This is a genomic window from Acinetobacter sp. FDAARGOS_515, from assembly GCF_003938865.1.
Taxonomy (GTDB): Bacteria; Pseudomonadota; Gammaproteobacteria; order Pseudomonadales; family Moraxellaceae; genus Acinetobacter; species Acinetobacter ursingii.
Map to the genome: position 1 here is coordinate 2,343,880 of NZ_RKIX01000003.1, position 26,104 is coordinate 2,369,983.

General features: G+C 38.9%; 22 protein-coding genes, 3 tRNA genes and 1 pseudogene. 18 read left to right on the forward strand and 8 right to left on the reverse strand.

Going from position 1 to position 26,104, the window contains the following annotated elements:
• The first annotated feature begins 130 nt into the window (after positions 1-130).
• The 6 genes from icd to EGS47_RS12965 all read left to right on the forward strand — a co-directional run bounded on the left by icd (position 131) and on the right by EGS47_RS12965 (position 8,682).
• Positions 131-1,390: an NADP-dependent isocitrate dehydrogenase gene (gene icd, locus EGS47_RS12940; RefSeq protein ID WP_005005009.1), complete on the forward strand. Its 1,260-nt coding sequence runs from the start codon at positions 131-133 to the stop codon at positions 1,388-1,390.
• Positions 1,391-1,721: 331 nt separating this feature from the next.
• Complete coding sequence (locus tag EGS47_RS12945) at positions 1,722-3,113, forward strand: L-cystine transporter (protein ID WP_005005006.1); 1,392 nt, start codon at positions 1,722-1,724, stop codon at positions 3,111-3,113.
• Between the two features lie 31 nt (positions 3,114-3,144).
• A complete protein-coding gene (locus EGS47_RS12950) occupies positions 3,145-3,972 on the forward strand; it encodes a PhzF family phenazine biosynthesis protein (RefSeq protein ID WP_005005003.1) in 828 nt (275 codons plus the stop codon).
• 122 nt (positions 3,973-4,094) lie between these two features.
• Positions 4,095-5,327 carry a voltage-gated chloride channel family protein gene (locus tag EGS47_RS12955; protein ID WP_005005001.1) on the forward strand — a complete coding sequence of 411 codons (1,233 nt, stop codon included), beginning with the start codon at positions 4,095-4,097 and terminating at the stop codon, positions 5,325-5,327.
• A gap of 97 nt (positions 5,328-5,424) precedes the next feature.
• A complete protein-coding gene (locus EGS47_RS12960) occupies positions 5,425-8,196 on the forward strand; it encodes a M16 family metallopeptidase (protein ID WP_005004998.1) in 2,772 nt (923 codons plus the stop codon).
• 162 nt (positions 8,197-8,358) lie between these two features.
• The gene (locus EGS47_RS12965; RefSeq protein WP_004998678.1) at positions 8,359-8,682 is read left to right on the forward strand and encodes a hypothetical protein; all 324 of its coding nucleotides are present in this window, start codon (positions 8,359-8,361) and stop codon (positions 8,680-8,682) included.
• A 124-nt stretch (positions 8,683-8,806) separates the two neighbouring features.
• Here EGS47_RS12965 and EGS47_RS12970 read toward each other — a convergent pair whose 3' ends face one another.
• Positions 8,807-9,208, reverse strand: a complete 402-nt coding sequence (locus EGS47_RS12970) for a DUF3144 domain-containing protein (protein WP_004987043.1) — start codon at positions 9,206-9,208, stop codon at positions 8,807-8,809.
• A gap of 109 nt (positions 9,209-9,317) precedes the next feature.
• Between EGS47_RS12970 and EGS47_RS12975 the strand changes: the two genes are divergently transcribed.
• A complete protein-coding gene (locus tag EGS47_RS12975) occupies positions 9,318-9,950 on the forward strand; it encodes a hypothetical protein (RefSeq protein ID WP_125269719.1) in 633 nt (210 codons plus the stop codon).
• Between the two features lie 42 nt (positions 9,951-9,992).
• Here the strand turns inward: EGS47_RS12975 and EGS47_RS12980 are convergent, their stop codons facing one another.
• Positions 9,993-11,453 (reverse strand): CYTH and CHAD domain-containing protein, encoded by a 1,461-nt coding sequence (locus tag EGS47_RS12980; RefSeq protein ID WP_125269720.1) that lies wholly within the window; start codon positions 11,451-11,453, stop codon positions 9,993-9,995.
• A gap of 227 nt (positions 11,454-11,680) precedes the next feature.
• On the opposite strand from EGS47_RS12980, the gene EGS47_RS12985 reads away from it, so the two are divergent.
• The 4 genes and pseudogenes from EGS47_RS12985 to EGS47_RS18440 all read left to right on the forward strand — a co-directional run bounded on the left by EGS47_RS12985 (position 11,681) and on the right by EGS47_RS18440 (position 14,833).
• The gene (locus EGS47_RS12985) at positions 11,681-12,064 is read left to right on the forward strand and encodes a DUF962 domain-containing protein (protein WP_119686210.1); all 384 of its coding nucleotides are present in this window, start codon (positions 11,681-11,683) and stop codon (positions 12,062-12,064) included.
• 250 nt (positions 12,065-12,314) lie between these two features.
• Positions 12,315-13,386, forward strand: a pseudogene (locus EGS47_RS12990) (OmpW/AlkL family protein).
• A gap of 237 nt (positions 13,387-13,623) precedes the next feature.
• Positions 13,624-14,520 carry an OmpW/AlkL family protein gene (locus tag EGS47_RS12995; RefSeq protein WP_004987024.1) on the forward strand — a complete coding sequence of 299 codons (897 nt, stop codon included), beginning with the start codon at positions 13,624-13,626 and terminating at the stop codon, positions 14,518-14,520.
• A 136-nt stretch (positions 14,521-14,656) separates the two neighbouring features.
• The gene (locus EGS47_RS18440; protein ID WP_162897677.1) at positions 14,657-14,833 is read left to right on the forward strand and encodes a hypothetical protein; all 177 of its coding nucleotides are present in this window, start codon (positions 14,657-14,659) and stop codon (positions 14,831-14,833) included.
• Positions 14,834-14,865: 32 nt separating this feature from the next.
• On the opposite strand, the gene EGS47_RS13000 is transcribed toward EGS47_RS18440, so the two are convergent.
• Positions 14,866-15,309 (reverse strand): DUF2726 domain-containing protein, encoded by a 444-nt coding sequence (locus EGS47_RS13000; RefSeq protein ID WP_119686209.1) that lies wholly within the window; start codon positions 15,307-15,309, stop codon positions 14,866-14,868.
• 53 nt (positions 15,310-15,362) lie between these two features.
• Positions 15,363-15,438 (reverse strand) — tRNA-Asn (locus EGS47_RS13005).
• 478 nt (positions 15,439-15,916) lie between these two features.
• On the opposite strand from EGS47_RS13005, the gene EGS47_RS13010 reads away from it, so the two are divergent.
• Positions 15,917-16,399: an Lrp/AsnC family transcriptional regulator gene (locus tag EGS47_RS13010; protein WP_004998658.1), complete on the forward strand. Its 483-nt coding sequence runs from the start codon at positions 15,917-15,919 to the stop codon at positions 16,397-16,399.
• The gene (locus tag EGS47_RS13015) at positions 16,392-17,027 is read left to right on the forward strand and encodes a YitT family protein (RefSeq protein ID WP_004987018.1); all 636 of its coding nucleotides are present in this window, start codon (positions 16,392-16,394) and stop codon (positions 17,025-17,027) included. Before EGS47_RS13010 ends, EGS47_RS13015 begins: the two co-directional genes overlap by 8 nt.
• Before the next feature lie 122 nt (positions 17,028-17,149).
• Here the strand turns inward: EGS47_RS13015 and EGS47_RS13020 are convergent.
• Together EGS47_RS13020 and EGS47_RS13025 are read right to left on the reverse strand one after the other, a co-directional pair.
• Positions 17,150-17,225, reverse strand: a tRNA-Asn gene (locus EGS47_RS13020).
• Positions 17,226-17,232: 7 nt separating this feature from the next.
• Positions 17,233-17,308 (reverse strand) — tRNA-Asn (locus tag EGS47_RS13025).
• A gap of 407 nt (positions 17,309-17,715) precedes the next feature.
• On the opposite strand from EGS47_RS13025, the gene EGS47_RS13030 reads away from it, so the two are divergent.
• The 4 genes from EGS47_RS13030 to acnD all read left to right on the forward strand — a co-directional run bounded on the left by EGS47_RS13030 (position 17,716) and on the right by acnD (position 23,284).
• Positions 17,716-18,396, forward strand: a complete 681-nt coding sequence (locus EGS47_RS13030) for a GntR family transcriptional regulator (RefSeq protein WP_004987017.1) — start codon at positions 17,716-17,718, stop codon at positions 18,394-18,396.
• A gap of 44 nt (positions 18,397-18,440) precedes the next feature.
• Positions 18,441-19,325 carry a methylisocitrate lyase gene (prpB, locus tag EGS47_RS13035; protein WP_125269721.1) on the forward strand — a complete coding sequence of 295 codons (885 nt, stop codon included), beginning with the start codon at positions 18,441-18,443 and terminating at the stop codon, positions 19,323-19,325.
• 171 nt (positions 19,326-19,496) lie between these two features.
• Entirely contained in the window at positions 19,497-20,654 is a 1,158-nt protein-coding gene (gene prpC, locus EGS47_RS13040; protein WP_125269722.1) for a bifunctional 2-methylcitrate synthase/citrate synthase, read from the forward strand.
• The gene (acnD, locus tag EGS47_RS13045) at positions 20,654-23,284 is read left to right on the forward strand and encodes a Fe/S-dependent 2-methylisocitrate dehydratase AcnD (RefSeq protein ID WP_125269723.1); all 2,631 of its coding nucleotides are present in this window, start codon (positions 20,654-20,656) and stop codon (positions 23,282-23,284) included. Before prpC ends, acnD begins: the two co-directional genes overlap by 1 nt.
• Positions 23,285-23,329: 45 nt before the next feature.
• Here the strand turns inward: acnD and EGS47_RS18795 are convergent, their stop codons facing one another.
• Positions 23,330-23,464, reverse strand: coding sequence for a hypothetical protein (locus tag EGS47_RS18795; RefSeq protein WP_005004985.1), 135 nt, complete (start codon positions 23,462-23,464; stop codon positions 23,330-23,332).
• A 379-nt stretch (positions 23,465-23,843) separates the two neighbouring features.
• Between EGS47_RS18795 and EGS47_RS13050 the strand changes: the two genes are divergently transcribed.
• Positions 23,844-24,976, forward strand: a protein-coding gene (locus EGS47_RS13050; protein WP_223235881.1) for an IS3 family transposase whose coding sequence is annotated in 2 segments (ribosomal slippage) — positions 23,844-24,096 and positions 24,096-24,976 — 1,134 coding nt in all. Because the reading frame shifts where the segments join, the coding sequence is not laid out codon by codon here.
• Positions 24,977-25,015: 39 nt separating this feature from the next.
• On the opposite strand, the gene EGS47_RS13055 is transcribed toward EGS47_RS13050, so the two are convergent.
• Positions 25,016-25,663: a hypothetical protein gene (locus EGS47_RS13055; RefSeq protein WP_125269724.1), complete on the reverse strand. Its 648-nt coding sequence runs from the start codon at positions 25,661-25,663 to the stop codon at positions 25,016-25,018.
• Between the last annotated feature and the right edge of the window lie 441 nt (positions 25,664-26,104).

The window sequence follows — 26,104 nt, forward strand, 5'->3', positions numbered from 1 at the left end:
TAGTTATTCAACCTTAAAATCTCAAAAAAACCTGTTTTGGATTAGACTATTAGCGATTAAAAAATAAACTTTAACGTATGTCCTCAGTGGCACACGTGATTCGCCAGTTTAAAAAGGGAGAACCTAGACAATGGGTTATCAAAAGATCGTGGTTCCAGCGGATGGTGACAAAATCACAGTCAATGCAGACTTATCACTTAATGTTCCAAACCATCCAATCATTCCTTTCATTGAGGGTGACGGTATTGGTGTGGATATTACACCAGCTATGAAGGCAGTGGTAGATGCTGCTGTGCTAAAAGCGTATGGTGGCAAGCGTTCAATCGAATGGATGGAAGTATACTGCGGCGAGAAAGCAAATACTATTTATGGCACGTATATGCCCGAAGAAACTTTTGAAGCATTACGTGAATATGTCGTTTCTATCAAAGGTCCACTCACGACACCTGTAGGGGGCGGTATTCGCTCACTGAATGTTGCTTTGCGTCAGGAATTGGATTTGTATGTCTGTATTCGACCTGTTCGCTGGTTTAAAGGGGTTCCGAGTCCTGTTCAACATCCCGAACACACCAATATGGTGATCTTTCGTGAAAATTCAGAAGATATCTATGCAGGGATTGAATGGAAAACTGACTCGCCTGAAGCCAAAAAAATAATTAAGTTTCTTGAAGAAGAAATGGGCGTGACCAAAATTCGTTTCCCTGAAAGTTGTGGTATTGGGGTTAAACCTGTATCTAAAGAAGGTACACAGCGTCTCGTGCGCAAAGCGATTCAGTTTGCGATTGATCATGATAAACCAAATGTCACTTTGGTACACAAAGGCAACATCATGAAATATACCGAAGGTGCATTTAAAGAATGGGGCTATGAACTTGCCATTGAGCGCTTTGGTGGTGAACTCATTGATGGCGGACCTTGGGTAAAAATTAAAAATCCTAAAACTGGCAAAGACATTATTATTAAAGACGTGATAGCTGATGCTTTTCTGCAACAAATTTTGTTACGTCCTAGCGATTATTCTGTGATTGCAACCTTAAATCTAAATGGCGATTATATTTCCGATGCCTTAGCTGCTGAAGTGGGTGGGATTGGAATTGCGCCAGGTGCAAATATTGGCGGAGCTGTTGCGGTTTATGAAGCAACGCATGGCACAGCGCCGAAATATGCAGGTCAGGATAAAGTCAATCCGGGTTCGATTATTCTTTCGGCTGAAATGATGTTACGTGATATGGGTTGGACAGAAGCTGCGGATTTAATTATCAAAGGGATTTCTGCTGCAATTGCTGCAAAAACCGTAACCTATGATTTTGAACGACTCATGCAAGGCGCAACACTATTGCGTTGTTCTGAATTTGCACAAGCGATTATTCAGCATATGGATGATGAATAGTTTGAAAATAACCTCTCATCCTAGAGAGGTTAATTTTTTGGACTTCATCATGTGTTGAAATAGTAGACTTCTTTCATCATTGTTTAACCCCCCCTTTATTTTTCTCCCATAGAGCAAATTAAAAGGGAAGAATGAAAGAAGTTGAGTATTGGATGCTAAATAAATCAGTCATGTTATATTTTAACAAATTCATTTAAATAAAATACTTAGAAGTAAAAACTATAAACATAGGCGTTACTGTCTAACCAATTAAATCATGAGGGGCTAGTTTCGTAACAGCTATCTATGCTCCAATATTACCAACGATTTTTGTCAACTTTCAGGTGTCTGTATGAACTGGCCCTTGCTGATCAATATTATTATTTTTATTGGATTAATTATTTTACAGACGCGGACGCATAAAACTCACTGGAGTTTGTCAAAAAAAGTCCTCGCAGGTTTGTTGCTGGGTGTGTTGTTTGGATTGAGTTTACAACTGGTGTATGGTGAGTCGAGTCCAGTGATTAGCGCATCCATGCAATGGTTTAATATCGTGGGTAATGGCTACGTCAAACTGTTGCAAATGGTAGTGATGCCTTTGGTTTTTATCTCGATTTTAGGGGCTGTGGCTAAACTGCATAATGCCAGTTCGTTGGGCAAAATTAGTTTTTATACCATTGGGATTTTGTTGTTTACTACGGCAATAGCCGCTTTTGTCGGTGTCGGCGTAACCCATTTATTTGGCTTAACAGCTGATGGTTTGGTGCAAGGCACACAGGAAACAGCCCGATTATCAGCACTACATAGTGATTATATCGCTAAAGTCACGGATTTAAATGTACCACAGTTATTGTTGTCATTTATTCCTACCAATCCTTTTGCAGATTTAACGGGTGCAAATCCGACATCCATTATTAGTGTAGTGATCTTTGCTGCTTTCTTAGGGGTGGCAGCATTAAAGCTGCTAAAAGATGAGCCAGAAAAAGGACAACGTGTATTACGCGGAATCGAATCTTTACAAGGTTGGATTATGAAGCTCGTACGTTTGGTCATGACTTTAACCCCTTATGGTGTATTTGCGCTCATGACCAAAGTCGTTGCAGGCTCAAATATGGCGGATATTTTAAAGCTGGGTGGATTTTTGATTGCGTCTTATCTGGGTTTAGCGATTATGTTTGCAGTACACGGCATTTTATTATCGCTATCAGGGATTAATCCACTCCGCTTCTTTAAAAAAGTCTGGCCAGTTTTAACCTTTGCATTTACCAGTCGTTCCAGTGCGGCAAGTATTCCTTTAAATATTGAAGCACAAACGCAGCGTTTAGGTGTACCTGAGTCAATTGCCAGTTTTTCAGCATCTTTTGGTGCGACCATAGGTCAAAATGGTTGTGCAGGTTTGTATCCTGCGATGCTGGCAACGATGGTTGCACCAACTTTAGGAATTAATACTTTTGATCCTCTATGGATTGCAACGTTGATTTTGGTTGTCACTTTAAGTTCGATTGGTGTCGCAGGGGTGGGTGGTGGTGCAACGTTCGCGGCATTGATTGTATTGCCTGCCATGGGTTTGCCTGTGACTTTGGTTGCACTTTTGATCTCGATTGAACCGTTAATTGATATGGGACGTACCGCATTAAATGTGAATGGTTCAATGACCGCAGGTACCATCACCAGTCAATTGATGCATCAAACCAATAAAGATATTTTAAACAGTGACGATGATTCTAAGCTGAGTCATGGTTAAATTCAAAATTTAAAACAAGGAAAAATCTAGAATGAAAATGTATCAGGTCGATGCTTTTACCCTGCAATTATTCAAAGGAAATCCTGCTGCGGTTTTGGTGGTAGAAGCTTGGCCTGATGAAGCACTCATGCAATCGATTGCTTTTGAAAATAATCTATCTGAAACGGCGTTTGTCAAAAAACTTGATGATGAAAACTATGCGATTCGTTGGTTTTCACCGTCGGATGAAGTGGCTTTTTGCGGTCATGCAACCCTTGCAAGTGCATTTGTACTATTTAGAAATTACACACAGGCAACAACGCTACAATTCCATGTTAAAGATTTAGGCATTTTTATCGTGACTCAAGCGGAAGATGGCAAAATCTTGATGAATTTTCCAATTCGCCGTGCTGAAAAGTTGAGTGAGTATCCTGCTATTTTAGATGAAGCATTGTCAAAACCATTTAAAGCGGTATATGCCAATCCGCAAGCTTATATTGTGCAGTACGAAAGCGTACAGGATGTCTTGGATGAACAACCTGATTTAGTCAAACTCAAGACATTGGGTAAAATGCGTACTGCAATTACAAGTTCAACACTGGATGTTGCGATCACCGCATCGGATAGTATCGAATATGACTGTGTATCACGTTATTTTGCACCTGCGATTGGTATCGATGAAGATCCAGTCACAGGTTCAATTCATACCGCAATTGTCCCTTTGTGGGCAGATCAATTGAATAAAACTGAGCTGATTGCTTATCAAGCTTCAAAACGAGGTGGTGTGTTATATAGTCGTCTTTTAGAAAATGATCGAATTGAAATAGCGGGATATGCGGTGTTATATATGCAAAGTGAGATCGAAGTTCATGCATTATAAAAATACATTCTTTTTTCAAGTGGAATAAATTACTGCCACGCGTTAAGCTTATTTTCATGTCGTCAAATCATAATCGCGATATATTTCCACTATTAATACAATAGCTATAGACGCAAGTATTTATGAAAGTTTTCCCGTCCTCTGAGTACACACAGATCATTCGTTACACAGCGTACTGGGTGGTTGCTTCTGTGATGATTGGGTTAATTTCAGGCTTGTCATCCAGTCTTATTTTTGTCTGCTTTGATCTTGCCAATCAAACTCGAATCAGCTATCCATGGTTGGTCTATTTCTTGCCGTTTATTGGCTTATTGATTGGATATTTGTTTTATTACTATGGGACGCCGATTGAGAAGGGAACTCATTTGCTGATTGATGAAATTCATCACCCTCGGGCTTTTATTCCCAAACGAATGACACCTCTGGTTTTTTTTACAGCAATCTTGACGCAAATTTTTGGCGGTTCTGCTGGACGCGAAGCACCTGCGGTACAACTATCGGGTGCGTTGACCGATCATATTACCCAAGCGTTTAGAGTGCCTGGAGATAACCGAAAAATATTTCTGATTGCCAGTATTGGTTCAGGTTTTGCGGCTATTTTTGGGCTGCCATTGGCTGGGGCAATCTATGGTTTAGAAATTACTGCATTAGGCAAATTGCGTTATTCTGCGGTGTTTCCTTGTTTTGTTTCTGCACTGGTTGCCTCGCAGATTCCTGAATTATTTCATATTAGTCATCCTCATCAGTATTATGTTGTTTCGAGTTTCCCAGATTTAAATTTCACTACTATCTCAAGCCTTATTGTCGCGGGATTATTATTTGGATTTGTGGCTCGCATTTTTATTGCTTCTATTTTATTCGTCAGTAAACAACTCAATCATTACGTGCGCTTTATGCCATTTAGACCGATGGTGGGCGGTATTTTAATTATGTTGATGACGATTATCGTGGGGCATCAAAAATTTAATGGTCTAGGTGTTGGCAGTATTATCTCCTCGTTTTATATCGATTTACCCGTAACCGATTTTCTCGGAAAAATCATTTTTACCGCAACCACCCTCGGTTCAGGTTTTAAAGGTGGGGAGATTACGCCACTATTTTTTGTTGGTACAACTTTTGGCAACGCCTTAGGTCAGTTTTTACCTTTACCGATTTCATTGCTTGCAGGTTTGGGTTTAGTGAGTTTATTTGCTGGTGCAAGTAAAGCACCACTGACGTCTATTGTACTGGCAATTGAGTTATTTGGAGCAGATATCGCGCAGTACGCAGTCATTACCTGTTTGTTGGCTTATTTGTTTTCTGGAAATTGTGGTCTATATATCCAGCAAAATTTAAAATTACGTGGTGAAGAGTAACCGCGTTTTCAAAACTTCACTATAAAAATATTGTGGATTTTCATACTATAACGGCGTTCAAATAATTCATATGACTTAATTAATTTTTGGAATTTTTATGTTAATGCGGTTTAAACAACTTACTCTTTCGTTGTGTTTTCTTGGTTTAAGCACAACTGCTTGGTCACAAACCGTATTGGTCAAAAGTGAAAAGAATATCGAAGAATATAAGCTGGATAATGGTTTTCGGGTCGTTCTTGCCCCAAACAATAAAGAAAATAAAGTCTTTGTAAACACCATTTATTTTACAGGTTCTTTAAATGATCCAAAAGGCAAGGGAGGACTGGCGCATCTTTTGGAACATCTGGCATTTAAAGGCACGCAGGATGTCAAAGGGGATGAGTTTCAACGTAGGCTTGATCAGTACACACTCATGACCAATGCCAGTACAGAATATTATTCTACACGTTATACCAATCTTGTGCGTCCAGAGCCACAAGCCTTAAATGAAATTCTATATTTAGAATCACAACGAATGGATAAATTGGTATTACAGAAAAAATTTGTACCTTCTGAGATTGAAATCGTCAAACGAGAACGTGAAATCCGCATGGATCAGCCATTTTCAGTGCTGATGGATCAAATGTTTAAAGCGGCGTATGGCAATCAATATTTGGGTCGCTTACCGATTGGTGATTTACCCGAGCTCAAATCGATTCAACTGGATGAAGTCAATAAGTTTTATCGAACATGGTATGCACCTAATAATGCTGTAATGGTCATTTCAGGGAAATTTGACAAAGCAGAAGTGTTGAAGAATATCGATAAAAACTTTAGCCCAATTGCTGCACGTACGATTCCTGCCAGTGTACAAGTGCCAAAACTGGATTCAAGTAAAATCAATCCACGCAACTTTTTAGTTCAAAAGGGCAGTGATTTGGCCAAGTTTCATATTTATATGAATGGACAAAATCAGAAAATCCAACCTGCATTGGCACTTTCGCCGTTACTTTATACCATGCAACCGAGTGGACATTTATATCAGGGATTAGTTGAAACGGGGATTAGTACCGCAGTTCAATCGACCACATGGTTAGATCAGGATTTTAACCTTGTGTTTTTAGGTGCAATTTATGCACCGAATAATGATGAGAAAAAAGTTGAATCTACCCTGATTTCTCAGGTGGAAAATGGCAAAGCATTTGACGACACTGAGTTAAAACGTGTCAAAACTCTGATGCAAAATCAGGCCGATCTGATCATGAATGACGCAACTGCTTTGGGTTCGCGTTTGAGTGATTATATTGTCTCCTCAAAAGGTAATTGGGGGCAATATTTTAATGATCTGGATGCGGTGCAGAAACTCAATGTGAATGAGGTTAATCAAACTTTTAAACAGTTTTTAACGCCTGAACATCGTATTGCGGGGGATATTAAACCCACCCCAGAAGAACAGAAAAAGGCACTGGAACAAAAAAAGCAGCAGGAAAAACCAAAAACGCTAGATCAACAACAAGCTGCTGAAGAACCTTTAAAAGATGCCAGTATCTATAAGCAGGAAGTCAGTCAATATGTAAAATCATCAGCAGATTATTTACAAAATACTGAGAAAAAAATTCAACGTGGCAAACTTAAAAACGGTATGCAATATGCGTTGTTCCCAACACAAACCCGAGATGATCGTGTTTATGCTACGATCACGCTTGATTTTGGTACGGAAAAATCTCTATTTGATAAAGGTACAGTGCTGGATTTAACTTCTTATTTGTTGCTGCGTGGTTCAGACAAATATACTTTACAGCAAGTTGCTGATAAATCGATTGAAGCGGGCGGTGCTGCGACAGCGACCAGTGCAGATAATGGGATGACCATTAATATTCAAGCGCGTAAAGACAAATTTGAAGACTTTTTTAAATTTGTGGTCGAGGTGATGAAACATCCAAGTTTTGAGCAAACCCAGTTTGATTTGATTAAGTCACAAAGCTTGGCCAGTCTGGATCGTCCATATACTGAACCTGAGACTGTAGCTGCTTTGAATTTGGCACGACTTATTGAAATTTATCAACCGGGCGATTTGCGTTACCACTTTGAACCTGAGTTTGCTAAAAAACAGCTCAATCAAGCGATGCAGGCACAAGTCAAACAGCTTTATAATCAATTCTTTGCCATGAATCATGCTCAAATTGCAATCACAGGCGATTTTGATGCTAAAAAAATGCAGCAATTCATCGCTCAATCATTTGGTTCTTGGTCAAGTTCACAGCCTTATCAGAAAATTTTATCGACAGATACAGATTATCCTGCTCAAAAAGTACATGCCTTGTCTGAACAACGCGAATTTGGAAACTATCAAAGTATTTTGACTTTCCCGGTGGGGGTGGATCATCCCGATGCACCTGCGTTGATTGTCTTTACCAATATTTTAGGTCAATCACAATTATCTTCACGTTTAGGGCAGGAGCTTCGTGAGAAAAATGCGCTGGTTTATGGCTTTGGTAGCGATTTGCAATTGGATAGTGACACCAATGTGGGTGCATTAACCATTGAAGCTAACTATACTGCAGGGCGTAGTGAGCAAGTTTCTCAAACGGTGCATCATGTCTTGCAAAATTTATTGCAAAATGGAGTCACCGAACAAGAATTAGAATCTGCCAAGGCTGATATTTTGAAAAAACGAGTCACCACATTAGAAGATGAACGCAGTATTCACCGTATGCTGAATAGTCAGTTAGAACGTGGTAAAAATATGCTGGATCGAGGACAACGTGATCGAGATATTGCCAAGTTAAGCAAGGCGGATATTGATGCTGTGATTAAAAAATACATCAAGCTCGATCACTTTGTTGAAGTCATGGCTGATCAATATGGTCAAACTGCAAAGAAACCTTAAAACTTAGTTGTTCAATGGGCTGCCCAATCCATCTGCCTAAGTTTTAGGAGTAGATGATTTGGCAGCTTTTTTATAAATGCGGATTTGGATTTGACTCAATAGTAAAAAAAAGGCTATGTTAATTTTGTTGAAAATATAAAAGTTCAAAATAAAGGTAAAATCATGTTGAATAAAAGCACAAGATCGTTCGTTATCATTGCATTAATTACATTATTGGGCAGTCCAGCCCTTGTTTTAGCCAGCACAGAAACCAGTACAGTTCGCAGTCAAAATGGGAGCTTGGTTTATCTTGGGGATAGTTATGCTAATCTAATGCAAAAAATGCAGCAAGCGCCCGTTTCTCAGCGCAGTTATGAGTGGGAAGAAAATCGCAAAAAATTAACCGCAGTCGATTATATCTATTTGATTGATAATACCTATTATACGGTGACGGTGGTGAATAATGTCGTTAAAAAAATTGTTTGGGATCGTAAAATTGATCACTAAATTTTATAGACTTCTTTCATCACTGTTTAGATTGTCTTTATTTTCTCCCAAACAAAGAAATAAAAGAACTGATGAAAGAAATCTTAAGATAAAAGACATAAAAAAAGCCCGCAAGGGCTTTTTCTCAATGGTTGTGATCGTGTTTATGATCATGCTTATGCGTATGAAATTCTTCATTTTCACGAAAGCGTAAATAGTTATCAAACTGTTCGCAATACTCGTCATAATTATCTTCAAGCATCATTTGGAACTGTTGCAAAACATACGACATCACTTGTTGTTTGGCATCACGCATTTCATTGCCATCTTTAAAGTTATTGGCAGCAACCCAAGTATTAAAACGCGCTGTTCCAAATAACATGGCTGCACTGACCTGACCGCGAACTTCGGCAGGATTTGGTTTTTCACCCTTCTTAGGGCGGCAAAACTCATTGGCAAGTTTAATAAACTCATCAGCACGCTCAAAAAAAACTGCATTTAAAGCTTCTTCTTCAGTGATATCAGTGGCATCAATTTTTTGAGACATGGCTTTTTCCAACACAAACGAATGCAGCTATTATACGTGAAAGCCTTGCATAAACTAAACCTTTGATCTAGGCTTAAAATAGCCTAAGTAAATTTAAAGCAGGTGCTTTATGCAAGATGCAATTGCCATTCAACGTTTAAAAACGGACATTGCTGTATTGCGTCAGCATAGTTGGCCACCTGAACATTTGGAGCATGTCGAAGGTTTACCTATTTATTATGGTTTGCAAAATGGAGTTGAACAATATTATCTTGAATGGAAAGAATTGATTGAAAGGGCACAAGCGCTCTGCCAGCCTTTTATGCAAGATGAAGTCTTAGATGCAATTCATTTACCTAGCCATTTAAATTTACCACTATTATTCTTTCATGTTGATCGGATTCGGATTAATAAAACTCGGGCAAAAGAATCCAAGACCTTTAGAGGTGTTGCCAGCTTAATCGAAAAATGTGGACAGTTTGACTCAGATCAAATTTTTGCCATGCAACAATGGCTGGAAAGCGGTGACACTGCCGCTTTAGTGGCACATCGCGAATTTATTGATTTAAGAACTTATGTTTTTCAGCATGGGCAAAGTGACTATACCCGTACCCGATTTTATGTAAATGGTATTATTCTAGGCGTTGAACCGCATTTTAAACTGGTCGATGCTCGTGAAAAGCCAAGAAAACAACGTAGTGATAGTTATCAAGACCCAATTGCAGACAATGGCGTCTGGAAAGTCTTTGCTAAGCATCGTTAATATAAACATGAGATCTAAGCCTAAAACATAGATCTCATTAACTTACCAAAACACTTTAATGTCTGCCAATTTCTTCAATGCTTGTTCGGACTCATGTAAAAGTTGCTGCTGTTTCGCTTTACTCCAACCCACGGCAAACCAGTATTCAGCTTGTTGATCGGCAGATTGACTAAAGACCTGCTCAGTCACGTGTAAATCGTTATATAAACCAAGTTTGTCTTGAACAGCTTGCAATTGTTTTAGATATTTTTTTACCGATTTTCCATCATATAAGCTTGAAACAAACTCAATGCAATAACGTAATCGTTTACACCGTTTACGGGTACGATGTCTTGCTTCAACTTCAAGTTGACTAAAATGATCAGCATCATGAATGATGTTCTGATGCAATTGGTTCAATGACTTCTCGATTTTTTTCTTGAGTTTTGATGATTCTTTATGATTTGTTTGCTCGTGATAACTAAATGCTAAAAGTTGTAGCAGTAAACACATGGTTTCTGTTTTTTGAAAAAGTAGATGAAGCTGTTCATCTATTATTGCCGTTTCAGGTAAATTTTGAAAAGGTGCGTCTGCTTTTAATAATTCAGGCAATATTTCATCCCGAACCACATCTAAATCACGAGTTGTACCAAGCGCCTGAAAAATTTGCTTAAGCTGCGGCTCCCATAAAGGATCAATATCCTCTGACCAAGATTTAAAACTTTTAAAAATACTACGCATACGTCGAATCGCGATACGTGCCTGATGAATGTGTTCAGGATCAGCAACTCCATCTGCAATCACTGCGACATTGGGTAATAACTGTTGCAATGTATTTGACACCATTTTTCGTATGGCTGTATCTGGGGAATCTTTTTTACTTAATATCAAACTTTTGGCTTTCACCGCAGAAGATGCTTTTTGTTGAACTGACAATAAATTACCCCGTTCAGCCTTACTACGCACATCGAGCCAAAGCTGATATTTTTTCACCCAGTCTTGGGTAAATAAAATCAATTGTTCGGGTGAACCTTGCTTTAACTCAAACTCAACTTCGCAAATTTTTTCGGATAGCTCTGCTGCGGAAACGATACCATCATCCAGACAAACTTCAATGTCTGTTTCATCAATGGAAAAAATTTTAAAAGTACGCTGAACATCTGTTTTAAATTGCAACATTAACTGCTGTTGTTCACCTAATACTTGGTCAAGTAAATCCTTAACAACTTTATTTTCCGAAAATAGCTCAAGATTTAATTCGGGTTCAACATCACATTGACCTAAATGAACTTCATGTTCAATGCGTTCCAAATGGTTTTTACCCGAAGCTTTAAAAGTTTGTACCCAATGATCACCTTCCTGACGTAACCGAATAGCCATATGATTTTGCGCAAGTAAACGTTCTGTCGTGTCATAGTACTTGGCTTGTAAACGAATTTTTTGGGCAGTTTTGGGCTTTAGTGCTTGCAATACACTTTTTTTCTTACTCTCAGGAAGCTGAAATTTTAGTTCAATTTCGACCATGAGCTTACTCCTAAAACTTCTTTAAATTTTAATGGTTTAATTTTGCTTAAGCATAACATTAAAAGCTGTTTTGAAATTGTAAGATTTCATGAAGTTAGCTTTGATCGTTGTATATCAGAATACATCTAACATGTTCTATTACTCCATTTCATATTACTGGAAAACAGGCTTTTTAAAGATTGAGCTTTCAGGTAAAGTGAGGAATAAATAGTCTCAGGATGATGACCATGAATGCGCCAGTAAAATTGCAAAAAAATTCCAACAGCAATCTAAATATTCAATTACCCATTAAAAATTATCAGGAATTTTATCACTTCTATCTCACTGAACATCGCAATATTTTAAGCCGTCGTTTACATGTTGCGGGAAGTAGTGTAGGGCTCTATTTTTTGAGTAAAGCCATTCGTAAACGCAAACCAAAGTATATCGCTTATGGATTACTTTCAGGTTATGCCTGTGCGTGGATTGGACATTTTGTTTTTGAAAAAAATAAACCTGCCAGTTTTAAGCAGCCACTTTATAGTTTTATTTCAGACTGGAAAATGTTTTCAGATGTGGTTCGAGGCCAACTCAGTTTAAAAGACCGAAACTTGGATAAAATTAATAGTTGATTCTCATTCAATTATTTATAGAAATCACCTAATCGGTGATTTTTTTAACAACGGTTTTTATCAAATGGAAAAATATTTGTAACTGGTTGTTATATTCGTCACATTTTTTTATTTTAAGAGAAAAATAACTTAATTATTCAAATATATTTTCTTGAAATTAGAGTGAAAACTCTAATAACCTACACAGGGTTTTAGAAAGGGGTTCTTAAACCAGAAAAATAATGAATGTTTTTATGGATATTTAAGAGTCATGAAAAAGTTATTGAAAACGGTGGTACCGACAGTATTTCTTTTATCTACACATTTAGCTTATGCCGATAGTGGAGAGTTTAAGCGTTGGGCCGTTTCAGCAGGTTGGTTACATGTTATGCCACAAGGGAAGGCCAATACGACACATATTAATACTGCTGTTGAGGAGGGTGGCGCGTATAAGGTTGGTGATATTCAAGCTTCGGATTTAACTAAATATGGAACTAATTTTCAGGAAAAATATGATGCTATAAAACCAGGCTTTATTAAAGCTGTAGTAGATGGTTCTATAAAAAATGGTACCTTAGGAAAGGCCTACAGTGGAAGTGCAAATGTTAATGGGAATTACTGAGTGGACAAATAATGCTGGTTTAGAGGCTGATGACGTAGATACACTCGGTTTAACTTTAAACTATTTTATTAATGATAATGTGTCCTTGCAGCTTATCGGCGGTGTGCCTCCAAAAGTAGATATTGATGGGAAAGGACAGATTGTAGCTAGCGTATCTGCTGATGCTTTTGGCACGACAGGTAAAGTATTCGATGGTCTTCATTTAGAAAAAGATATCTTAATCACAGATCTTGATGCGCACGGCAAAGCAGCAGAAGTTCGTGCCTGGACGCCAGCACTTACAGCGCAATATCATTTTGGTAAATCTGGTGTCAATAAATTAAGACCATATGTGGGTGCAGGGATTGTTTATGGATATTTTGATAAAATCAAATTGAATGGTGGTGTTGAGCAAGATTTGGTTAATGCAGGCCATATGGTACAAAATGTTCTGGATGGTAAATCGGGTGAAGCTTTACAAAACTCAGGAAAATCATCGGCTGATCCGCATGTAAAAGTTGATACAGATGATGCTTTTGGTGCTGTTCTTACAGCTGGATTTACCTATGATTTCAATGACCGCTGGTTTTCTACTATGTCTTTGACGTATATGCCGAACTTTAATAACAAAGCAACGATTAGTCTGACAGATAGTAAAACGGGTAAAGAGCTAATACATGCAACGACCAAAGTTGATCTTGATCCGCTTATTACTTATGTTGGTGTTGGTTATCGTTTCTAAGAGCGGAGCAAGGGCGAATAGTATATAGACTATTCGCCTTTCAAATGTATAGACTATGAAAGCGTAGGTTTATATTTATAAAAATAATTGTAATAAATTCATGCAATTATAAGAAATGAACTGGTTAAGTTATAAATCTGTATTGATCTTTTAAGTATTTATTCTAATAATTGTCAAACAATAAGGTTTGGACGCCTTAGACCTTATCGTATTTACGACAAATTGATAGGATTTCCCATGAGAAAATTAACAACAGCACTCCTACCAGTAGCATTACTTGCTACAAGCTTTGCAACACACGCAGCAACTTCTGACGGTAAAACTATTGGGGTTTCAGCAGGCTGGATGCACATCATGCCTCAAGGTGAGAAACAAGGTGTTGCAGGAAGTTTAAATTTAGGTTCAAAAATCTCAACTTCTGATCCAGATGCAGGCTTTGAGATTGACGATGCTGATACTGGCGCAATTCTGTTTGATTACTATGTAAATGATAATGTATCTTTAGAATTTGTGGGTGGCTATCCACCGAAAATGAAAATTGATGGAAAAGGCACAATTCTAAAAAGTATTAGTCTAGGCAATAATACACTTGCAGGTCCATCAGTAAATCTTGGAAATATTGGTGAAGTAGGGGATGTGGATGCATATACACCTGCATTATTGGCTAAGTATCAGTTTGGGACTGTAAATAGTAAATTTCGTCCATTTGTTGGCGCAGGTATCATGTATGCTCATTTCTCAAATTTCAAACTTAATGGCTCAGTCAATCCTGCTCTAAATGCTTCTATGACGAGTTATCTAGGTACTCCAAGTGGTCAGGCAGTTTCAGGATATTTAGCATTGACTAATCCACAAGTGGCTAAAGCAATTGCAGCAGCGGGTGGTAATTTCGGTTTAGCTGTATCAAAAGTTGATATTGATGATGCGGTTGCTCCAATTGCAACCATTGGAGCAGACTATAATTTTAATAAAGACTGGTTTGCGACAGCTTCTGTCTCTTATGCACATCTTCAAACAACTGCTAAATTAGATATTACCTCTAGCACTTTAGGTGGTGCGAAAGTTGTATCAGGTCAAAGTGAAATTGAAATCAATCCAATCGTGACTTACGTGGGTATCGGTTACCGCTTCTAATACTTTAAGTATAAAAAGACCTCGATTTATCGAGGTTTTTTATGGGAAAAAATTAAAAATAGATTGGACTTTCACATTATTTAATCATGATTTTTGCTATAGTGGTGCAGTTTATTATCCAGATAAGAGTAGTTAAATGTTAGAAGCTCATCATCGTAAAGCATTATTTTTTATGGGATTGGGATTATTTTTTCTATTTTTTCTTATTGGAATGGCTTTTTGGGCAGCAAAAAGCGATGCAGAAAATCAACGTCAATATCAGCAACAACGCGCAGAAATCGCCAAAAAATATAATCAGTCTGATGCTGAGTAAAACACAGTTTTATCAGCTTAAAATCTGAATGATTACAAAATGTCTTTATGTAATTGACGAATATTAGGAATTTCTGTGTAGCGTAATACATGGTATCCAGCTTCTTTAAACATCTTGTCGCGCACTCGATCTTCTTCTACTTTTTCCAAATGACTGGGGTCGTCGAGTTCTATGACCGCGATCACTTCAAGCGCATCATTTAAAATGACAAAATCTGTGACTTTTCGATTAAATTTACGTCTAATTTTATAGTGATTACTGGTAATCAAAGCACTAAAAGCGACTTGAGCCAGAACATGATGATTGGGAAAAGCATGTTTCAACCGATGAAACATTTTTGATTCAAAAGGCGTGATTGGAGCGCGAGCAAAAAATTGTTGCCTGGAAAATAAAAATGATTTAAAGCAAGCAATTAGAAGCAATAGACTGGATATACAGCCTAAACTTAAAAAGAATATTTGAGATGAACTCAACACACTTTGCCTATACTCAAAAGAAAACCCACTCTAAATAGAGTGGGTTAAAAATTTGGCTCTCCCACCTGGGCTCGAACCAGGGACCTGCGGATTAACAGTCCGTCGCTCTACCGACTGAGCTATGGGAGAATCTGGAGTAGGATTCTAAAAGGCAATCGATTTTCGGTCAAGCCTTAATAAGCTGAAATTATTAAAAAAAGTTTAACTGATTTAAAAATAGTCAGATACTAGTTGCTTAGCTTTATTTTCAGATTTTTTTATTTAATCAAAACAATAGACTTCTTTCATGATTCTTAGATTAGCGTTTGAAATGCAACGCCATGTTGTTGCCATAATACCTGACTCGGACTTATAAAAGACGTCTAATATTAATTCGAATCTGTTTATGATAATTTGCAAGTGTTATACAATATTTTTGCGTTTTAAGATTAAATTTGAATTTTTATTGTATTTTATTATTTTAGGTGCAATTTAATTGCGTTTTATCGGTGCAAACGCTTATTATTGCTGCTTAATTATAGTATCAACTCATTTATTGTGGTTTTCATTCAACTGATGTTGAATTTAATTGAAAACACAATAAATTTCAATTGGGTAAAGACCTGATATGAATGATTCACTTGATGAATATGATTTTAAAATCTTGCAGCATTTGCAATGTAATGGTCGATTAAGCAATCAGGAATTGGCTGAAATCATTGGTTTATCAACTTCACAGTGTTCCCGTCGTCGTATCGCGCTTGAGCAAAATGGCATGATTCAGGGCTATTATGCCCAGTTGCATCCTGAGGCTGAGTTACAGCCGATCATGGGAATGATTGAAATCAAGTTACTTCAATATAGTGATGATGTTTTGAACAGGTTTCTGGATTTTGTACAACATGAGAACATGATTCGTGAAGTTTATAAACTGACGGGTAATTTTGATTATTTATTAAAAGTGATGGTGCGCGATTTAAATGAAATGAGTCAACTGATTAATAAACTGACTACGCTAAAAATTGGGGTAAGTAATTGTCATACCTCTATTGTTCTTGAGCGTATCAAAGAAAATTATCAAATGATGAATCTGGATCAATCACATGACTAATCTGACTGCTGATCTAAATCTCAATGCTGAGATCAAAACTCGACCACATACTTATATTGAAGATGGTCTTGCGATGATTATTGCGACCTTTATTATCTCATTTGGCATGATGTTGATGCAGCAGGCGGGAACACTGACAGGTGGGACAGCAGGTTTATCTTTATTGATTCATTATGCGACAGGACTAAAATTTGGTCTGGTTTTTTTCTTGATCAATATTCCATTTTATTATTTGGCATACAAACGCTTAGGTATGCCCATGGTGATCAAAACTTTCGTGGCGGTCGCGCTACTTTCTGTGTTAACAGAATTACATCCTTATTTTATTCATGTTGATGGCTTAACTCCATTGTATGCCACGGTTTTAGCCAATGTGTTAATGGGCTTGGGTTTTCTGATTTTATTTAGACATCGTTCAAGTCTGGGTGGTTTTAATTTGCTGGTTTTATTTATTCAAGAGCGTTATGGAGTTCCAGCAGGCAAAGTTCAAATGGGTTTGGATATTAGTATTTTACTGGCATCAGTTGCGTTCGTCAGTTGGACATTACTGGCTATTTCTATTTTAGGTGCAATCATCCTTAATTTGATATTGGCACTTAATCATCGTCCAGATCGCTATGTAGCTTAAATGATCTATACGCTTAAAGCAGCAGGGGCAATCCTCGCTGTTTTATTTACTTCTCACAAATAGACATCCAGCCATGACAATAAAAAAAGCCTACATTAAATATGTAGGCTTTTTTTGAATCTTGGCTCTCCCACCTGGGCTCGAACCAGGGACCTGCGGATTAACAGTCCGTCGCTCTACCGACTGAGCTATGGGAGATTAGTTTTGGCTCTCCAACCTGGGCTCGAACCAGGGACCTGCGGATTAACAGTCCGTCGCTCTACCGACTGAGCTATTGGAGAATCTGATGCGCATTCTAGGCACATCTTATGTACAGGTCAAGGATAAAAACTGAAAACAACATTTAAATGATTTATTTATCATCAAAACATAAACTTATGCTGCTTTATTCGGCATGCACGATGTCTTTAAAATGGCTTTAACCAAAGAAGATACAAACAATTGTCTTTTTGAGCATAACAATCTTATGAAAATGTTTTCTCATGGTCTTGAGTATTAGGCTAAGCAAAAATACATTTATTGTTTAATCTATAATTAACTGACTGAAATTTAAAATATTTATTTTTATATCCTTTGTTTTTTCATTTTTATAGTTATCATACAAAAGTATAATTGTTGACAATATTGTTGATTTTAACCAATTAAACCTTTATTTTTGACTTATTAAATATTAATTGTTGACAATGTCGTGACAACTGAAATAACTCAACCGATTAAAGAGCTAAACTCAATCACGCTCACCGATCAGATATTTAGAAAGATTCAAACCGCAATTGTCAGTGGTGATATTGCCCCAGGTACTAAAATTTCTGAGCCTGAGCTTGCTCGCGTTTATGGGATTAGCCGTGGGCCATTACGTGAGGCGATTCATCGTCTTGAAGGGCAAAAGCTGGTTGAACGTACTGCGCATGTCGGTGCGAGAGTCGTGTCGTTGTCACATCAACAGCTTTTCGAGCTATATCAAATTCGTGAAACTTTAGAAGGTTTGGCTTGTCGTTTAGCTGCACAGAGTATCGATAAACAGCAAATTTTAAATTTGCGTGAAGTGTTGCACTTGCATGCGCAAGATCCAAACTTTAAAGAAGGTAAAGGTTATTACTTACAAGAAGGTCAGGATGATTTTCATTATTGCATCATCAAAAACTGCGGTAATAAAACTCTTGAAAAAATGCTGTGTGATGAGCTTTATCATTTGATTCGTATGTATCGGGTGCAATATTCCAAAACGCCAAATCGTCCACACAAAGCGCTATCTGAACACATTCGCATATTAGATGCGATCGCAGATGGCGATGCTGAACTGGCAGAGCTTCTGATGTGCCGTCATATCGCTTCATCTTATCGCAATATCCAAAAACATTTTATTTAACCCGATGTTATAGATCAGTTATAAAGACAAGGAGTAACAAATTCATGTCAGTATTATCCGCAGGGCAAAAGTTTAGAGAAGCAGTTGCCACTGAGCATCCACTACAGGTTGTGGGTGCAATTAATGCTAACCATGCTTTATTGGCACAACGTGCAGGCTACAAAGCCATTTATTTGTCTGGTGGGGGGGTTGCAGCAGGTTCATTGGGTTTACCTGATTTGGGGATCAGTAACCTTGATGATGTTCTAACCGATGTTCGTCGTATTACCGATGTCTGTGATTTGCCATTATTGGTCGATGTCGATACAGGTTTTGGTGCTTCTGCTTTTAATATCGCGCGTACCACCAAGTCGATGATTAAGTTCGGTGCGGCAGCGATGCATATCGAAGATCAAGTGGGCGCAAAACGATGTGGTCATCGTCCAAATAAAGCCATCGTGACGCAACAGGAAATGGTCGATCGTATCAAGGCTGCGGTTGATGCGCGTACTGATGAAAACTTCGTGATTATGGCGCGTACTGATGCACTTGCAGTTGAAGGCCTACAGGCCGCCATTGACCGTGCGGGTGCATATATTGAAGCGGGTGCAGATATGCTATTCCCTGAAGCCATCACTGAATTGGCGATGTATAAGCAGTTTGCCAATGCCACGAAAGTGCCTGTTTTAGCAAACATTACCGAGTTTGGTTCTACGCCATTATTCACCACTGAAGAACTCGCTTCTGCTGATGTGAGCATTGCGTTGTACCCACTTTCAGCATTCCGTGCCATGAATAAGGCGGCTGAGAATGTGTATGTGACTTTGCGTCAGGAAGGCACGCAAAAGAATGTGGTCGATACCATGCAAACGCGTCAGGAGTTATATGAGCGCATTAATTACCATGCGTTTGAACAATATCTTGATGGAACTTTTGCGAAGAATAAATAAGTCAAACAATCTCCCCCTTGCGGAACCGCGTTCCTCATCTTTGAAAAAGAGGGGAATCACTTAAATCTTGGATGATCTAGGGTTGGTGGGAAGTCCCTCTTTGGAAAGAGGGATTTAGGGAGATTAAGAACTTTATAAGTTTTAACCTAAGGATATAAAAAGGACAATCTTATGAGCAGTAATGAAACAACCACAGGCTTCAAACCAAAAAAATCAGTTGCACTCAGCGGACAAGTGGCAGGCAACACTGCACTCTGTACCGTAGGCCGCAGCGGCAACGACTTACACTACCGTGGTTATGACATTCTCGACCTTGCAGTCGGTAGCGAATTTGAAGAAGTCGCACACCTATTAGTACACGGTAAACTTCCGAACAAAGCCGAACTTAAAGCGTATAAAGCAAAATTAAAAGCACTTCGTGGTTTGCCCGCAGCACTCAAAACGGCGCTTGAACAATTACCACCATCTGCACACCCTATGGATGTGATGCGTACAGGTGTTTCAGTTTTAGGTTGCCTAACCCCAGAACATGAAGACCATAACGAAGCGGGCGCGAAAGACATCGCTGATAAATTAATGGCAAGCTTGGGCTCAATGTTGTTGTACTGGTATCACTTTAGCAACAACGGTCGTCGTATCGAAGTTGAAACCAATGATGATTCAATCTCTGCACATTTCTTGCATTTACTTCATGGTGAAGCGCCATCTGAAGAATGGATTCAAGCCATGCATACGTCTTTGATTTTGTATGCAGAGCATGAATTCAACGCATCAACCTTTACTTCACGTGTGGTTGCAGGTACAGGTTCAGATATGTATTCAGCCATTACTGGCGGTATCGGTGCGCTGCGTGGACCTAAACATGGTGGCGCGAACGAAGTTGCATTCGTGATTCAACAACGTTATGACAATGCTGATGAAGCAGAAGCAGACATCCGTAGTCGTGTTGAGAAAAAAGAAGTGGTGATTGGTTTTGGTCACCCTGTTTACACTGTTTCTGACCCACGTAATGAAGTGATCAAGAAAGTGGCGTGTGATCTTGCCGAAGCGCAAGAGAACAACAAGATGTATCTAATCGCTGAACGTTTAGAAGCGGTGATGAAAGAAGTGAAAAATATGTTCCCGAACCTCGATTGGTTCAGTGCGGTGAGCTATCACTTGATGGGTGTTCCAACCGCAATGTTTACCCCATTATTCGTGATTGCACGTACCGCAGGTTGGTCAGCACATGTGATTGAACAACGTCAAGATGGTAAGATCATTCGCCCAAGCGCGAACTACACTGGCCCTGAAAACTTAGAATTCAAACCATTGGCGGAGCGTGGTTAATGACAAATCAATACCGTAAACCGCTGCCAAATCAGAATGGCAATACCCAGCTCGAATACTATGACGTGCGTCAAGCCGTTGAAGATATTCAGCCAGGCGCATATGAAACTTTGCCATACACCTCGAAAGTACTGGCAGAGCAGCTTGTACGTAAAGCTGATGCAGAAAACTTAACTGATTATTTAAAGCAATTGATCGAACGCCGTCAGGACTTGGATTTTCCTTGGTATCCTGCGCGCGTGGTGTGTCACGACATTTTGGGTCAAACCGCACTGGTGGATCTTGCAGGTTTGCGTGATGCGATTGCAGACAAAGGTGGTGATCCTTCCAAGGTCAATCCTGTGGTGCCAACCCAGTTGATTGTTGATCACTCTTTGGCAGTAGAATTCGGTGGCTTTGATCCTGACGCGTTTGAGAAAAACCGTGCAATTGAAGATCGCCGTAACGAAGACCGTTTCCACTTTATTGAGTGGACCAAGACTGCATTTAAAAATGTCGACGTGATCCCAGCGGGCAACGGCATCATGCATCAGATCAACTTGGAGAAAATGTCTCCAGTGATTCAAAACCGTGATGGTCTAGCGTTCCCTGATACCTGTGTCGGTACTGATTCACATACCCCACATACCGATGCGCTTGGCGTAATTTCAGTCGGTGTCGGTGGTTTGGAAGCTGAAAACGTGATGCTCGGTCGCGCATCTTGGATGCGTCTGCCAGACATCATCGGGGTTGAGTTTGTCGGTCAGCGTCAAGCAGGCATTACTGCAACGGATATCGTGTTGGCATTGACTGAGTTCTTGCGTAAAGAGCGTGTCGTCGGTGCCTATTTAGAGTTCTTTGGTGAAGGTGCTGACAGCATGTCTGTGGGCGACCGTGCCACCATCTCGAACATGACCCCAGAATATGGCGCAACTGCGGCAATGTTCTACATTGACCAGAACACGATTGATTATTTACGTCTGACAGGTCGTGAAGATGCACAAGTGGCTTTGGTTGAACAATATGCCAAAGAAATTGGTCTTTGGGCATCTGATATGACCAAAGCTGAGTACCCACGTGTACTTCGTTTTGACCTTTCAACGGTGACTCGTAACATCGCAGGCCCCTCAAATCCGCATGCACGTGTGTCTACGGCTGACTTGAAAGCAAAAGGCATTGCAGGGAATTTGGATCTTGCCAAGGCACAAGAAGCAGAAGGTTTAATTCCTGATGGTGCCGTGATTATTGCTGCGATTACCTCTTGTACCAATACCTCTAACCCACGTAATACGGTTGCGGCAGGTCTATTGGCACGTAAAGCTAATGAATTGGGCTTGGTACGTAAACCTTGGGTGAAATCATCATTTGCCCCAGGTTCAAAAGCGGCTGCACTGTATCTTGAAGAAGCAGGCGTATTAGGTGATCTTGAGAAGCTTGGGTTTGGTATCGTGGCTTATGCATGTACTACCTGTAATGGGATGTCAGGTGCACTTGATCCCGTGATTCAACAAGAAATCATTGACCGTGACTTATACGCAACGGCAGTGCTTTCAGGCAACCGTAACTTCGATGGTCGTATCCATCCATATGCAAAACAAGCGTTCTTGGCATCTCCACCGTTGGTTGTGGCCTATGCAATCGCAGGAACGATTCGTTTTGACATCGAAAAAGATGCACTGGGTACAGACAAAAATGGTCATCCAATTTACCTGAAAGACATTTGGCCATCCGATGCAGAAATTGATGCGCTGGTCAAAGAAGCGGTGAAGCCTGAACAATTCCGTAAAGTCTATATTCCAATGTTTGATTTGGGTGTAACGGAAGAAGCGGAAAGTCCACTATATGATTGGCGTCCGCAAAGTACTTACATCCGCCGTCCGCCGTATTGGGAAGGTGCATTAGCTGCTCCACGCACTTTAACTAATATGCGTCCGCTTGCGATCTTGGGGGATAACATCACCACTGACCATTTATCGCCTTCCAATGCGATTATGATGGATTCGGCTGCGGGTGAATATCTACATAAAATGGGCGTACCTGAAGAAGACTTCAATTCATACGCAACGCACCGTGGCGATCATTTGACTGCACAACGTGCAACATTTGCCAACCCGAAATTGTTTAATGAAATGGTGGTTCGTTCAGACGGCACTATTAAACAAGGTTCAAAAGCGCGTGTAGAGCCAGAAGGCGAAGTGATGCGTATGTGGGAAGCGATTGAAACCTACATGAACCGTAAGCAACCGTTGATCATTGTCGCGGGTGCGGATTATGGTCAGGGTTCAAGCCGTGACTGGGCTGCCAAAGGTGTACGTCTTGCAGGTGTTGAAGCGATTGTTGCCGAAGGTTTTGAACGTATTCACCGTACCAACTTAGTCGGTATGGGCGTGTTACCGCTTGAGTTTAAAGCTGGTGTAAATCGTAAGACCTTAAAGCTAGATGGTACTGAGCTGTATAGCGTGATTGGTAATATTGCACCGCGTTCGACTTTAACTTTGGTGATTGAACGTGCCACAGCGGATGGTAAGGAAGAGATTGTTGAAGTGCCTGTGACCTGTCGTTTAGATACAGAAGAAGAAGTGTCTGTATATGAAGCGGGTGGTGTATTACAGCGTTTTGCGCAAGACTTTTTAGAAGGTCAAGTGGCGTAATATTTAAGAGAGCCAATAGCTCACTTGTGAACTATTGGCTATTTTTTACGTTCGAACTAAAAAGCAAAAACATTCAGCTGTTTTAGGATAGACATCTTTACCTGAACGCCAATGTTTAAAGCTCTTACAGAATACCCAGCGATAACCTGCAGGCGCAGGAAATGGTGGTTGATGTTTCATTCTGAACTCCATTTCGAGTTCCTTGACATCAGCTTATTTTTTTTACACAATAAAAATGCTTACTTTCCTATGTGTATTTATAAGTCTGACCCTCCGTTGGATAACTCGATACACCCATGGAAGATTGTTTTGCTAAGTACCTATGTTTGCAGACATAGGTACTTATTACATAAAGTCTATTCTTCAGATTTATTTAATTTCTCAATTAGCATCCTCTTTATCTTCTTTAATGTAATATCAATAATAGCCAAATCATCTTCGTCATTAATTACTAAGTTTACATTGGTATTTAGAGGTGGATCAGGAAATTTGAACAACACTTATAAGTGATATTTTGCTCCCCAAATGATGTTATAAACATCAATATATGGAGTATTTTATGGCACGTAGACCAAGAAGAAATCATTCAAATGATTTTAAAGCTAAGGTAGCACTTGCTGCGATTAAAGCAGAAAAAACACTTGCTGAATTGAGTGCTGAATTTGATGTTCATCAAAACCAAATTATCGACTGGAAAAATCAACTGATTTCAGCTTCCTCGCAAGCTTTCGATCAATCAAAAGCTCCAACAGAACCACCCATCGATCTAAAAAAACTACATGCAAAAATCGGTGAGCAGGCATTAGAAATTGATTTTTTAGAAGGTGTGTTGAAGAAACTGGGCCGCTTCAACCACAAAAGTTAATCGATGACTCACTTCAGATTTCAGTATCTAAGCAAGCTCAGCTGCTGAAAGTCTCCCGTGGTTGTTATTACTATCGCCCAAAACCTGTGAGTGCATCAGATCTGAAGCTAATGCGGTGTATGGATGAGTTACATATGCAATACCCTTTTGCAGGTAGCCGGATGATGCGTGATTTGTTGAATCGTCAAGGACATCATATAGGACGACGTCATACACGTACTTTAATGAAGAAAATGGGCATTAATGCGTTATATTGCAAACCAAATTTAAGCCAGGCTAATCAAGCTCACCGCAAATATCCATATCTGCTCAAAGGATTGGCTATTCAGCGCAGTAATCAAGTGTGGTCTACGGATATAACGTATATCCCTATGGCAAAAGGCTTTGTTTATTTATGTGCTGTGATTGATTGGCATAGCCGCAAGGTACTTGCGCATAGAGTATCGATTAGTATGGAGGTTACATTTTGCATAGAAACATTAAATGAAGCTATTGAAAAATATGGTCGACCTGAAATATTTAATACAGACCAAGGCAGTCAGTTTACCAGTGATGCATTTATTGATGTATTGAAATCAAATGGCATTCAAATCAGTATGGATGGTAAAGGTCGATGGGTTGATAATGTGATGGTTGAACGATTATGGCGGAGCGTTAAATATGAAGAGGTGTATCTCAAAGCCTACAGCAATGTTTTGGATGCGAAGAAGCAATTAAACGCATATTTTGAATTTTATAATTTGAAACGACCTCATTCGAGTCTGGACAAAATGACTCCAGATGAGTTTTACTATGACCAGCTACCACAACAAAATAAGGTAGCTTAACTAGAGCAGAGTATCACTTATAAATAAGCTTTTAGTTGTTCAAACATGTGGGACCACCTCTTTTGGTCCCGTAATTAATATAGAGTAATTCTGGTTTTCTTTGTTCCATTCCAATGTTTTTTGCTGCTCATATGTTGGTGGAGATAATGCTGGAGCAGTTGAAGGACTTTCCTTATCACTTATTATTGGTTCTTCAAGAAAGTTATCTTCCTGAAGACCTCTATAATTGATAAATCCATCATCACTAAGAATCTCACACTTTTTCGCTCCATCAATAAAGTATCTCTCTACTCTTGAGCTGTAATTGTCGGGTATATTGAATTCTTTAATTAGTAACTTTTCAAAATGGCTTAGGGGTAGTGATTTATTATTAAATCTTTCTACAATTTCTATAAATAGTTGTGGTGTAAGAAAAGCTGTTCTAAGCTCTCTGATTTCTTCTTCTGGAGTGTATGCAAGTTTATAATTTTTAAATAAATTTGTAATATCTAGCTGGCCCCGATTATTTATCAATAAACCAAATGCAACGGCAGCACTAATAATTGCTGAAAAAGCCCCACTAACTTTTTTTCCAAGTTTTTCAGCGGCCATTTCACTTGTACAACTTCCACCTAAGTCAGAAACTGCATTGGCAAGTTCCAAACTGCTCTCAAAAGATGCTCTTGGATAGTAACTTGTTTTTTTCATTTTCTCTGCCTATAAGCTTTATTATTCCTATATTAAGTTTATAAAAAGAGAAAGTAAAGAGAGTTTTATTTTATTTAAGAGAGAGTATTTTTAAAATAAATTTAAGTTATTGTTATTTATATATTTATATATTTAATTATTTTCTTAATTATTCTTTATTTATTTTTTTTTTTGCTGTTTTTTGAAAGAAATTATGATTTAATGGTATTAGCCTATCTACAAATTTGTATTCTTGAATTTAATACTAGATAGTGTGGTTACTTATGAATTGGTAGTGATACCTTATTCTTATATTTGGAATGCTTTGGCAAGTAATTTGATAGCTTGGCTTGCCTAAATGGCATATGACAAGCAAGCTTTCTTTGAACTGAAAAATTATTGTCATTTAGCGAAATTTTATGAATATAAAAAAGTCCGACATCCTGTCGAACTTTTCGTATT